This is a genomic window from Dolichospermum heterosporum TAC447 (assembly GCF_024584745.1).
GTDB lineage: Bacteria > Cyanobacteriota > Cyanobacteriia > Cyanobacteriales > Nostocaceae > Dolichospermum > Dolichospermum heterosporum.
The window spans coordinates 576,251-588,589 of sequence record NZ_CP099464.1; the positions used below are offsets into that span (position 1 = coordinate 576,251).

Genomic DNA, 12,339 nt, shown 5'->3' on the forward strand with positions numbered 1-12,339 from the left:
ATCCTGTAGATAAATCTCAAGGATAAAAAAGCATAATATATTTTCTACTTTCACAAACTTGTCAGTTCCAGAAAGTGCTTTTAAAAGTAATAAACCATTACTTAGATTTTAAGATTAATCATGATCATTCTTGTACAATTTAGGCATCTAAAAATACAATCATAACCATTGATAATTGACAATAGATGAAGTAGTAAATTCCCAATTCGGGAATATAGTTAAAAGCTTACCATTGGGAAGACTGAAATTGATAATTTTTAACAGTAGATTCTACAGGGATTGGTACTAATTGCACAGCACAGGCTTTTAATTCTGGTTGCAGGGAAACAGGACAGGCTTCTGAATGAGTAAGAGTGTTAGCTTCTGCATCATCTGCCCATAGCTTACCCCAGTGCATAGGAACAAAGACAGTACCGGGAGAAATAGCTTTTGTGACTTTAGCAGGAAACTTAGTTTTACCACGACGCGATCGCACTTCTAACCACTGATTATCAACAATACCTAAAGCAGCAGCATCACGGGGATGAATCTCGATAAATGGTTGCGGGTGCAGTTTGCGAATTTTCTCAATTCTGCCGGTGCGTGTTTGTGTATGCCAATGACCATACAATCTACCAGTAGTTAATATAAAAGGATAATTATCATCAGGTGGTTCAGCAAGTCCTCTTGAATAATATGCACCAAACTGGGCGCGTCCATCATTTGTGTGAAAGCGTAAATTAGTATATAGACGCTTAATTTCTGAATTACTACCTTGTGGATAAGGCCAATGAGTTGGACCTTGTGCGGCTAAAAACCCATGACTTAAACCCGACATATCACAAGGACGCTGACGAGTTAATTGAACAAATTCAGCATAAACTTCCGCAGAATTATTAAAAGTAAACTTATCAGTAAAACCTAATCTTTTTCCTACTTCCGCGAAGATTTCCCAATCAGGTTTTGCTTCTCTTGGTGGTTCCCGAAAAGCCGAACATAGAGTTACCCTTCTTTCCGAATTAGTCATAATCCCAGTTTTTTCACCCCACTGCGCCGCAGGTAATAAAACATGAGCATAAGCTGATGTTTCTGTTGGGTAATAAGCATCTTGATAAATAGTAAAAGGAGATTTTAATAACGCCTTTTTCGTTCTTTCCAAATCTGGCATACTCACAGCCGGATTAGTCGCAGCAATCCATAATAAACCTACATTTCCAGTTTCCAAACCAGTGATCATTTCCCAAGCAGTTAAACCAGGAACAGGGGAAATTTGTCCTTTTTCTAAACCCCAAAAATTCTCAACTTCCGCCCGATGTTGGGCATTTTTTACCAACCGATAACCCGGTAGCAAATGGGATAAACCTCCCGCTTCTCTGCCACCCATAGCATTAGGTTGACCAGTCAAAGAAAAAGGACCTGCACCAGGTTTACCGATTTGTCCCGTCATTAAATGTAAATTAATAATAGTTCTAACTTTAGCCGTACCTTCAGAAGATTGATTAACACCCATTGACCATAAAGAAAGTACAGATTTAGATTTTCCCCAATATTTAGCAGCCGTTTCTAAATCTTCAATACTAATACCACAACGACTCGCCACTACCTCCGGCGAATAATGCCGAATTACCTCAGCATAAGCCGGAAAATTGCTAGTACAATCATCAATAAAAGCTAGATCAACATAATTCCATTTCATTAATAAATAGGCAATACCATTTAACAAATCAATATCTGTACCTGGACGAATAGCTAAATGTAAATCTGCTGCTTCGGCTGTTGGGGTACGCCGAGGGTCAACCACAACCATTTTAACATGGCGATTTTTTTTATGATATTTTGCTAACCGATTAAAAATAATGGGATGACATTCCGCCGTATTTGTACCAATTAAAAAAGCACAATCAGTTAATTCTAAATCATCGTAACAGCAAGGAGGCCCATCAGCACCAAAACTTTGAATGTACCCAGATACCGCACTAGACATACACAACCGGGAATTAGCATCGAAATTATTAGTTCCTAAACAACCTTTGAGTAACTTTTGAGCAATATAATAATCTTCAGTTTGAAATTGTCCAGAACCATACATACAGATAGAATCTGTGGCTTGATTCAAGCGCAATGTTTGAATCCGTTGGGTAATAATATCAAAGGCTTCATTCCAACTCACACGCCGAAATTCTGCATCTAACGAATCGCGTACCATTGGATGATGCAATCTACTTTTATCCAAAGATTCAGCAATAGTTGCACCTTTAACACATACCATTCCTTGACTAGAAGGATGAGATTTATCACCCCTAACTCGCCAAATAGGAATTCCTTCACTATCTCGATTTGTGGCTTTTCCATATTGGGCTGGTGCAGAAACTTCTAAACCGCAACCAACACCGCAATAAGGACAAAGTGTTTTTGTGAATTCATTCATGATATTTATGGGATTTCACACTATTGTGCAAAATTTTTTATGAGAAACGAACCGCAGAGGACTCAGAGATAATTTCATAAGAGGAGAAATATTTTTAATTTCTGGTTTTTTGTATTCTTGCCTTTGCGTGAGATATTTATTTTTCTGCTATTAAAATCGGTTGAGGATTAATTATTTCGGCTTCATTTTCTTTATCAGATACAAATGGTTCTTTGGGGACTTTTCCCAATTACGTATTATGCCAATTACTCATCAACATGAGCGCAGCGACGATAGAGGAAGTCTAAGGTATAGTTTCGTAGGTTGTAATATTCTGGATTTTCCATAATTCGGCGACGGTTACGAGGACGAGAAAAGGGTATTTCTAATATTTCGCCAATATTTGCTGCTGGTCCATTTGTCATCATCACTAATTTATCTGCGAGGAAAAGTGCTTCATCAATATCATGGGTGATCATCAAAACTGTGATTTGATGTTCTGACCAAATTTGCAGGAGTTCTTCTTGTAATTCTTCTTTTGTGATGGCATCTAAAGCACCGAATGGTTCATCTAAAATCAGGAGTTGGGGACGGATGGCTAAGGCACGGGCTATAGCTACTCTTTGTTTCATTCCTCCAGATATTTGACTGGGTTTCTTTTGGGCTGCTTCTGTTAGTCCTACCATTGCTAAATGTTCTCTGACTATTGCCCGTTTTTCCGATTTGCTTTTGTGAGGAAATACGGAATCAACACCTAAATAAACATTATCAAAAACATTTAACCAAGGTAGTAAACAATAGTTTTGAAATACCATCATTCGGTCTGGACCGGGTTCAGTTATGGGTTGACCTTGTAACCACACGACCCCGTTGGTAGGTTTATTAAATCCAGAAACCATGTTGAGCAGTGTTGATTTTCCACAGCCGGAATGGCCAATTAAACAAATAAATTCACCTTCACTAACTTTGAGATTAATGTCATCTAGGACGGTGTATGATCCTTTATCAGTGGGGTAAATTTTGTTGACACCATCAATTACTAAGAAGTCTTCCTTTTTCTGGGTTTGTAACTGTTGAGTTTTGTTATTATAGTTTACTGTTGTCATGATATTTTTGGTAATAGGGAATGGATAATTGGTAATAACAATTGAGAATTGACAACTGATACCATTTCTTTATGAGGCTACGCTTAATTTTGTAACCTTATCTTTTTCTTCTCTGTGTCCTCTGCGCCTCTGCGGTTCGTTCCTTTTTAAATTTGGCGCATCTTTATACAGAATTGGTATGACTAGATAAATACTTCTTCTACTCGAAGCTGGCGTTTAATTTCCAAACTTTTTAGATATTCTATTGGTTCAGAAGGATTAAAGACTTTGCCATCAAATAATTGAATTATTTCTTCCCTGCCAATATCTAAAATGCCTCTTTCTCGTGCGGCTGCACCAAATATATCTGGACGGCAAACTCTGTCAATGACTTCTACCCAGTTTTTAGGGAAAGCTACTACACCCCAACGGGCTAATTGAGTTAAAATCCATAGCATTTCATGACGATCCGGATAGTTGGCTTTGTTGAAATAAAACTGATGGGAAGTTTGGGGTTGGTTGTGATTACCATGCTTGTAATTGTCTATTAAACCTGGAGGAAGATGAAGGGAATTACTGCCAAGATAGTCAGGTTGAGAAATTAATTTGAGAACTTCTTCCCGGTTGCGAATATCGTCGCAATATTCACAAGCTGCTAATAGGGCTTTGACTAATGCTAGATGTGTTTGGGGATTTTCCAGCGCCCAATTTTCTCTTACTCCTAATACTTTGTCTGGATGTCCATGCCAAAGTTCTGAGGTGATAGCAATAATAAAACCCAAATTCTGATCAACTGCGTGAGAGTTCCAAGGTTCACCGACACAGTAACCATCAATTTTTGCTTCTTGGAGGGCAGTTACCATCTCTTGTGGTGGAATTACCATCAAACTAACATCTACATCAGGTTTAATTCCACTTGCTGCTAACCAATAGCGCAATAATAGGTTTTGCATGGATGCGGGATGGACAATTCCCAAAGTATGGGTTTTGTCTAAGTCAGCCTTAATAATGGCTTGAAAGTCTGTTAAGTTTTTTACTCCACTGTTGAATAATTCTTGGCTGAAAGTAATGGCGCTACCGTTGCGAGAAAGGGTCATGGCTGTTACCATTGACACCGGATTTTTACCTCCTGCACCTAATGTCAGGGCTAGGGGCATACCTGCAACCATCTGGGCGGCATCAAGTCTACCAGTTACTACACCTTTCCCTATGTCTTTCCAGCTAGTTTCGCTGTTTAGGTTGACTTCTAAACCATATTTGGCAAAGAAACCTTTTTCTTTTGCAATTATTAAGGGTGCAGCTTGAGTCAGGGGAATATAGCCAATTTCCAAATGAACTTTTTCTAAGTTGTTGTTAGAAATAATAGCAGGTGCAGTAGGTTGTTTCTGGCGTTTTTTTGCTTTTTTTTGTTGATTGAGAAAGTAAATTATTTCGTTCCGTAAGTTATAGTAAAAAGGATTGTTAACTACTTCTAAACGGTGACGGGGACGGGGAATAGGTACTTCGATAATTTGGCCAATGTGTGCTTCTGGTCCATTGGTCAACATCACAATGCGATCGCTTAATAATAAAGCTTCATCTACATCATGGGTCACCATCACACAGGTAATTCTGTGTTGATTACATATTGTCATTAATTGTGCTTGTAAATTGCCCCTTGTCAATGCATCCAAAGCACCAAAAGGTTCATCTAACAATAATAACTTGGGACGGGTAGCTAAGGCACGAGCGATCGCAACTCGCTGTTTCATTCCCCCGGATAATTCACTAGGACGCTTATTAGTTGCCCGTCGTAAACCCACCATATCAATATGTTCTTCTATTATTCCCCGACGTTCTCCTTTAGGTAGATTTTGATGGACTTCATCTACAGCCAAGGCGATGTTTTCCCTTACAGTTAGCCAAGGAAGTAAGGAGTAATTTTGAAAAACCACCATTCTATCAGGACCTGGTTCTCTCACTTCCCGACCTGCCAAAGTTACACCACCAATACTAGCTTGATCTAAGCCAGCAATAATATTTAGTAAGGTGGATTTACCACAACCAGAATGTCCAATTAAAGAAACAAATTCACCTTCAGAAATTTTTAATTCAATATTTTTTAAAGCAATATATTTACCACCATTGGGGAGGTCAAATATTCGGTCTACATGGTCAATCTCTAAAAAAGTATTCATGATGAATGGTAATGGATAATTGGCAATCTCAGAAATTACGACGAACTAAGAATTATTTTTGTTCTGTTGTGACAACTTTATTAGCAACAAAAGCCACCATTCTATCTAAAACTAATCCCACTAAACCGACATATACCAAGGCGATAATAATCTCGCTCATATTAGTTTCGGTAGTTGTGTTATAGGCATCCCAAATAAACGAACCAATACCCACACCACCAACTAACATTTCCGCCGCGACAATTGCCAACCAAGATAAACCTATGCCAATCCTTAACCCGGTAAAAATATAAGGAACAGTTGCCGGAAACACAATCTTCAAGAAATAACTGCTCTTCTGCAAACGCAAAACACGAGCGACATTTACATAATCTTGAGGAATATTCTGCACGCCCACAGTTGTATTAATCACAATCGGCCAAATCGAAGTAATAAAAATCACGAAAATTGCCGAAGGATTAGCTTGTTGGAAAGCCGCTAAAGAAATTGGTAACCAAGCTAAGGGAGGGATAGTTCTTAATACCTGAAAAATCGGATCTACAGCATTATAAAGAAAAGTATTAGAACCAATTAATATTCCTAAAACAACCCCGACAACTGCTGCTAGAGAAAAACCTAAAGCAACCCGTCCTAAACTTGTCAATATTTGCCAGCCTAAACCCTTATCACTGTCACCATTATCGAAAAAAGGATGGATAACAAAAGGGTCCCAAGTTTCCCGAATTGTTTCTATCGGTCCAGGTAATTGAAAACTAGGAATTAAACAAAGTAGTTCCCACAACATCAGAAAAATAAATAATCCAAACAGCGGCGGTATAACCTTGTTAATCAAAAACTTATTAATTACCTTCTGCTGTTTACTACTAACCCTACGACTTCCAACAATAGCAGCCATTTATTTCTCCTCAGTAAGAATCTCTTTTCCTTCTCTTCTTTGCACCTGGAGCGTCTTTGCGTGAGCCTCAAAAATCTAATTAATTTACTAAATTTTCTTGGGTTACACTTTTGCTCAACCCAAATTTAAATCACACCTTCTTAATTTGCAAACTCTTTAAATATTCCTCTGGTTTTTCAGGGTCAAATTTAACCCCATCAAAAAATGTTTCCACACCGCGAGAAGAACTTGCTGGAATTTCCGCAGCAGCCACACCCAAAGCCTTAGCAGCTTGTTTCCATATATCTTCTCTATTGACCTGATCAACAATTTCCTTCACTTTTGTATCTTTAGGTAAATAACCCCAACGAATTTCTTCAGTTAAGAACCAAGTATCATGACTTTTATAGGGATAAGAAGCATTATCTTCCCAATATTTCATGCGATATGCAAAGTTTTGCTCTTTGCGTCCATCACCATAATCAATATTACCTTTAGCCCGTTCTAAAATATCAGCTACGGCGACATTAAAGTATTTCCTATCAGCGCAGATTTTACACATTTCTTCTTTGTTTTCTGCCTGATCACACCATTGTTGTGCTTCCATAATTGCCATTAATAATGCTTGTGTAGCATTGGGATTTTTATCAACCCAATCTTGACGCATAGCAAAGGCTTTTTCTGGATGGTTATTCCATAGTTCACCTGTAGATAAAGCTGTATAACCTAATTTTTGACTTACCAATTGAGCATTCCAAGGTTCTCCTACACAAAAAGCATCAACAGTTCCAACTTTCATATTTGCTACCATTTGTGGTGGTGGTACTGCTTGCAAAATTACATCTTGATCAGGATTAATACCCCCTGCTGCTAACCAATAGCGCATCCATAAATCATGAGTACCACCGGGAAAAGTCATAGCAACTTTTATAGATTTTTTATCGGCTTTGGCTTTATTTACAGACTCTTTCAGTAATTTACTTTGTAAACCAACTTTCAAATCTTTGAATTTTTCAGCAACTGAAATCGCTTGACCATTGATATTTAACCGCGCCAAAAGATACATTGGCACTTTATCATTCATGGTCAACAGATAGGGCATAGGGGTAAGAATATGTGCGCCATCAATACCACCACCAGATGAGCCAATTTTTAAGTTATCGCGGGTGACTGGCCAGGATTTTTGTTTGCTGACTTCTACATCAGTCATACCATATTTAGTAAAGAAACCTTTTTCTTTAGCAATAATTAAAGGTGCGGAATCTGTTAAAGCAATAAATCCTAATTTGGCTGTGGTTGTTTCAACTTTTGGGGCATTACTAACTTTGGAATTATTAGCTAGTTTGCTATTGGAAGAAGCACTATCTGTTTTTACTGAATCAGAGTTACTAGATGAACAGCCGTGCGCCAAGATAGAAGTTACGGTTGCTACACTTGAGGTAATAATAAATTTTCTGCGAGAAATATTGCTCATGGGAAACTCTTGATTAATTTTAATTTGGGTTTGCAGTTATCTCTGGATTTTGGCGATTAAATTAATTTAAGGAGGAATCAAAGCCTGTTACTTAAGTTTTGCACCAAATTTATGAATAAGTAAATCTCTTAATATGGGTTGTAAGTCTTCGCAGGGAATACTTTTTTTAACACAAGTTCCTAAATGTGCATCTTTCCCGACTGTTCCACCCATATAAATATCCACACCTTCTAACATTTGTCCATTTTTACGCACTTTAGTTCCCATTAAGCCAATATCTGCTACTTGGGGCTGTCCACAGGAGTTAGGGCATCCTGTCCAATGAATTCGCACAGGACGTGATAAAGTTAGTTCAGATTCCAATGATTTTATCATTGCTAAGGCACGATTTTTGGTTTCTATCAAGGCAAAGTTGCAAAATTGTGCGCCTGTACATGATACTAGCGATCGCATTAATAAGCCAGGATTAACTGAAAATTTCTCTAATACTGATTCTGTGAAAAATGCTGTTAAACTGGAATCAGGAATATTTGGGATAATGATATTTTGTTCAACGGTAAACCGGATTTCTCCACTTCCATAAACTTCAGACAATCGGGCAATTTCAAACATATCATCAGCAGACAATCTTCCCACGGGAATATTTAAACCTGCGTAGTTAAATCCAGATTGTTTTTGTTTATATATGCCCACATGATCCCGTTTTTCCCAGTCAATTTGATCTTTATCTACTGCGGGTAATAATGATTGACCAAAACGTTTTTCTACTTCGGCGCGGAATTTTTCTATCCCCCATTCATCAAGTAGCCACATTAGCCGGGCTTTTAGTCTATTTGCGCGTAAGCCATGATCTCGAAATATCTCGACAATGACTTTGGATAATAATACAACTTGGGCGGGCAATACCCAAACATTCAGAGGAATGGCTGCTTCACAACGTTTGGCGGAAAATAAACCACCGACAATGACGTTAAAACCAAAGATTGGAACTTGATCTTCATTTCCCCAAAAAGCGGGAATAAAGGCTAAATCATTAATTTCTGCGTGAACTGAATTATCTCTTCCTCCAGTAATTGCAATATTAAATTTCCGGGGAAGATTGCTAAATTCTGGATTACCTTCACCATTATTAGTCAGCATATCTTGGATTTGCTGGACTAATTCTCTGGTATCATAAAACTCATCCGCATCCAAACCCGCGACAGGATCACCTGTAATATTACGGACGTTATCCATCCCCGATTGGATAGTAGTCAATCCGACTTTGTGAAATTTATTAAAGATATCGGGAATATCTGCCAAATTGATCCCGCGTAGTTGTATATTCTGTCTGGTGGTAATATCAGCGCTGCCATTTTCACCGTAACGCTGTACCACTTCTGCGAAAGTAGACATTTGATTGCTGTTGAGAATGCCGTTGGGTAGACGCATTCGCATCATGAATTTACCGGGAGTGACTGGACGGAAAAATACACCTAACCATTTTAGGCGATGGTTGAGGTCGTTTTCGTCCATTGCTTCCCAACCGATTTGGGCAAAATTCTCTATTTCGTTTTTAACTGCGAGTCCGTCTTTTTCGGCTTTGAATTTCTCGAATTTATTGAGTTTGTCTGTGGTAGTTGCTGTTTCTATCATTATGCTTTTTTTGGGGAAACAGGACTGAATTAACTGTGTATCCGTGTTCTTATCGGTTTTGTACTTGCCACTTTGGGGAAATAACTGATAGTAGTTTCCTGGTTGGTGGTGTAACAGTTTCGATATTGTTACGTTAGTGTGATTTTTCATAACGATTCGTATAGTAGGTTACTAAATTTAGGTTATTATGCGAAAAACGAATAGAGTAGTTGCGGTTTTTGCATAATTTATGGAATATTATTTTTAATAGATGTATTTATACAGATAAAAGCGACAATTACTTATTACTTGTTCCCAGTCTCTGACTGGGAATACCTACCAGGAGGCTCTGCCTCCAATGCCAGAATACAGGCTATTTTACCCGATTTTGTGCTGATAGTTGAGGCAGAGTTAATTTTAGATAAACTTTCTGAAAATCGTGAATAGGACAAACCGGATGCCGATAACCTCTATCCCGGATTTCTCACCAAAATCCTCAAACCCTTATAAAATTTGGATTCTGGGTTTTCACACTGCATCAAAAATCAACCCCATGAAAAATGCCCGAAACCGTCTCTCTATAAGGATTATATAGATTGCGATTCCATTGTTTGTGAGAAATGCGGGCATTTATCCAGGAAACTTATAAATAATTCCTTCTTGATCACTTATTTCAAAATTACCATTGAGTTGTTTGGCTTTTTCGTCTAAATATAGTTTGGCTTCTGCTATAGATATTTGAGCAGATAAAGCAAATTTTGGCACTGTAATTTCTCCTTCTGCTTGTTTTACTAAGCGCAGAAATAGTTGTTCTTTAGCTAAATTTAATTCCTTAAGTTGCCTTTCATGTTGTTGGCGTAAACTCCAGAAAATCCATGTTCCTATAGCTGTTGATGGTAAACCTAATATAATTAGGGCTGCTAATGCCCCTTCTTTGGGAGCATTAGTATCAATTAAGCCTAGAGTGCCTAATAAGAGGATAGCTAGACCGATTGTGAGAAATGAACCTGCTAATATTTTTTTGAATGTTTTCATGGATTTTTTAGAGGTTTTAGTTTGCAAATACTTAGGACTACTATATATTACTTGTACGCAATCTGAAAATACATACACCAATAGAATTTTACCGATTTTTTTTAGCAACGTCCCCAAACAACCAACCCATCATATCTTCGCATCCTTTAACAGCACAATAGAAAATAGATACAATTATAAATATAACAGGCATTTTTAAGTGTGTCTAGGAATGTCAAATTTTTTTAATTAAGTATTAAATATACAATTATAGATTTGTGAAGTATCCTATGACACAATCTATTACTCAGATATTAACACTAGAGTAATACACAGACATCACAAAACTAAAAAATGCTACAATGTACAAAACCAGAAAATTTAGATAGTCATTTGCTATAATTGTGCTTAAGAATAGTTATTTTCGGTAAGTTACTATGATTACAAAACAAATGATTCAAGAGAAACTCAAAAATTTAACAGAAGAACAACTTAATCAAGTTTATGGGATTATTGAACAGTTAAGCGATGCAGAAAATGCTGTTAAAAAACCTAGTTTCATGTCCAAATTACGCAAAATTAAAATTGATGCTCCTGAAGATTTCTCGATTCAAGTTAGTGTTAGTTTAGGGAGAGATGTAAGTGAGGGATAAAATTTTTATTGATACGCTGTTTATTGTAGCCTTAATAAACAAACGGGATCAATATCATCTCAAAGCTTTAGAATTAGCTCAAAAATTTGAAAATTATCCTTTGATAACCACTGATGCAATTTTATTAGAAGTTGGTAATGCTTTATCGAGTAATTATAAAAGTGAAGCAGTTGAATTAATGGAAACTTTTTTAAATTCTGATGATATAGAAGTTATCCGGTTAAATCCTGAATTATTTGAGGAAGCATTAAATTTATACAAACAACATCAAGATAAGTCCTGGGGGTTAGTTGATTGTGTTTCTTTTGTGGTAATGAAACAAAATAAAGTTACTCAAGCTTTAACTTTTGATAAGCATTTTATTCAAGCTAGTTTTCAAGCATTAATGAGATAATCAAGATTGTACTAAACTAACATTATTAACAGGTTTTACAATAATCCAGTCATAAGTTTTGACTTCTTTTGCTCCTGGTATTGAATCTCCCCATTGTGTTAATTCTTGAAAAACGGCTGATGATATGATAATTTCTCCATAAAGTTGTTCTAATAATTGAATTTTTCCTATAGCTGATAGATTAGTAATAGGTGAAGTATTGCTAACTATGATCATAAATTTTAGATAATTCCCAAGTTTTTTAAATCAACCTCTAAATCAGTTTCATCATAATGAATATTAATGTTTCTCATAGCTAATTCATTTTGAAATTGCAGTAAAGGCATTTTAGCCAGTTGAGATGCTTTACCGATACTAATCTTTTTCCTTTGAAATAATAGAATAATCAATTCTAAAACTAATTCTTTTTCTGATAGTCCACTAGCTTGGACAATATCTTCGGAAATGACTAAGCTCATTGAGATCCTCCTGTTAACACAGACTAGAAAAATTATAACACACAGGTAGAGGCTTGATACTTTCTGTTATAAAGTTGAGAACGGACAATTTCAACTTTTAGTTATACAAGAATTTAATACAAACAGCAAGTTTAATTTATGACACAATCTATTACTCATAAATTAACACTGTAACAATCAACAAACATCACAAAACTAAAAAATGCTACA

Annotated in this window: 11 protein-coding genes; 2 read left to right on the top strand and 9 right to left on the bottom strand. The window is 36.7% G+C overall.

From position 1 onward, the window contains the following. Positions 1 to 226: 226 nt before the first annotated feature. From NG743_RS02540 to NG743_RS02570, 7 genes are all read right to left on the bottom strand, one after another. Entirely contained in the window at positions 227 to 2,407 is a 2,181-nt protein-coding gene (locus tag NG743_RS02540; protein ID WP_257121456.1) for a molybdopterin oxidoreductase family protein, read from the bottom strand. A 245-nt stretch (positions 2,408 to 2,652) separates the two neighbouring features. Beyond that, positions 2,653 to 3,492, bottom strand: a complete 840-nt coding sequence (locus NG743_RS02545) for a nitrate ABC transporter ATP-binding protein (RefSeq protein ID WP_027400667.1) — start codon at positions 3,490 to 3,492, stop codon at positions 2,653 to 2,655. A gap of 182 nt (positions 3,493 to 3,674) precedes the next feature. Further along, positions 3,675 to 5,648 (bottom strand): ABC transporter ATP-binding/substrate-binding protein, encoded by a 1,974-nt coding sequence (locus tag NG743_RS02550; protein ID WP_257121458.1) that lies wholly within the window; start codon positions 5,646 to 5,648, stop codon positions 3,675 to 3,677. A 52-nt stretch (positions 5,649 to 5,700) separates the two neighbouring features. Beyond that, positions 5,701 to 6,543 carry a nitrate ABC transporter permease gene (gene ntrB, locus NG743_RS02555; protein WP_027400665.1) on the bottom strand — a complete coding sequence of 281 codons (843 nt, stop codon included), beginning with the start codon at positions 6,541 to 6,543 and terminating at the stop codon, positions 5,701 to 5,703. Positions 6,544 to 6,673: 130 nt separating this feature from the next. Next, complete coding sequence (locus NG743_RS02560) at positions 6,674 to 7,996, bottom strand: CmpA/NrtA family ABC transporter substrate-binding protein (RefSeq protein ID WP_053539151.1); 1,323 nt, start codon at positions 7,994 to 7,996, stop codon at positions 6,674 to 6,676. An 87-nt stretch (positions 7,997 to 8,083) separates the two neighbouring features. Beyond that, a complete protein-coding gene (locus tag NG743_RS02565; RefSeq protein WP_257122114.1) occupies positions 8,084 to 9,631 on the bottom strand; it encodes a ferredoxin--nitrite reductase in 1,548 nt (515 codons plus the stop codon). A gap of 609 nt (positions 9,632 to 10,240) precedes the next feature. Next, entirely contained in the window at positions 10,241 to 10,645 is a 405-nt protein-coding gene (locus NG743_RS02570; RefSeq protein WP_257121460.1) for a hypothetical protein, read from the bottom strand. A gap of 416 nt (positions 10,646 to 11,061) precedes the next feature. On the opposite strand from NG743_RS02570, the gene NG743_RS02575 reads away from it, so the two are divergent. Next, positions 11,062 to 11,277, top strand: coding sequence for a hypothetical protein (locus tag NG743_RS02575; protein ID WP_257121462.1), 216 nt, complete (start codon positions 11,062 to 11,064; stop codon positions 11,275 to 11,277). Further along, a complete protein-coding gene (locus NG743_RS02580; protein WP_257121463.1) occupies positions 11,267 to 11,671 on the top strand; it encodes a type II toxin-antitoxin system VapC family toxin in 405 nt (134 codons plus the stop codon). Before NG743_RS02575 ends, NG743_RS02580 begins: the two co-directional genes overlap by 11 nt. On the opposite strand, the gene NG743_RS02585 is transcribed toward NG743_RS02580, so the two are convergent. Together NG743_RS02585 and NG743_RS02590 are read right to left on the bottom strand one after the other, a co-directional pair. Then, positions 11,672 to 11,887, bottom strand: a complete 216-nt coding sequence (locus NG743_RS02585) for a PIN domain-containing protein (protein WP_257121465.1) — start codon at positions 11,885 to 11,887, stop codon at positions 11,672 to 11,674. It lies immediately after the preceding gene. 5 nt (positions 11,888 to 11,892) lie between these two features. Further along, a complete protein-coding gene (locus NG743_RS02590) occupies positions 11,893 to 12,129 on the bottom strand; it encodes a UPF0175 family protein (protein ID WP_027400660.1) in 237 nt (78 codons plus the stop codon). Positions 12,130 to 12,339: the final 210 nt, after the last annotated feature.

Excerpts from the sequence above, each read along its gene's own strand:
- NG743_RS02585 (WP_257121465.1), bottom strand. The coding sequence starts at position 11,887 with ATGATCATAGTTAGCAATACTTCACCTATTACTAATCTATCAGCTATA.
- NG743_RS02590 (WP_027400660.1), bottom strand. The coding sequence starts at position 12,129 with ATGAGCTTAGTCATTTCCGAAGATATTGTCCAAGCTAGTGGACTATCA.
- NG743_RS02570 (WP_257121460.1), bottom strand. The coding sequence starts at position 10,645 with ATGAAAACATTCAAAAAAATATTAGCAGGTTCATTTCTCACAATCGGT.
- NG743_RS02540 (WP_257121456.1), bottom strand. The coding sequence starts at position 2,407 with ATGAATGAATTCACAAAAACACTTTGTCCTTATTGCGGTGTTGGTTGC.
- ntrB (WP_027400665.1), bottom strand. The coding sequence starts at position 6,543 with ATGGCTGCTATTGTTGGAAGTCGTAGGGTTAGTAGTAAACAGCAGAAG.
- NG743_RS02565 (WP_257122114.1), bottom strand. The coding sequence starts at position 9,631 with ATGATAGAAACAGCAACTACCACAGACAAACTCAATAAATTCGAGAAA.
- NG743_RS02545 (WP_027400667.1), bottom strand. The coding sequence starts at position 3,492 with ATGACAACAGTAAACTATAATAACAAAACTCAACAGTTACAAACCCAG.
- NG743_RS02575 (WP_257121462.1), top strand. The coding sequence starts at position 11,062 with ATGATTACAAAACAAATGATTCAAGAGAAACTCAAAAATTTAACAGAA.
- NG743_RS02550 (WP_257121458.1), bottom strand. The coding sequence starts at position 5,648 with ATGAATACTTTTTTAGAGATTGACCATGTAGACCGAATATTTGACCTC.
- NG743_RS02560 (WP_053539151.1), bottom strand. The coding sequence starts at position 7,996 with ATGAGCAATATTTCTCGCAGAAAATTTATTATTACCTCAAGTGTAGCA.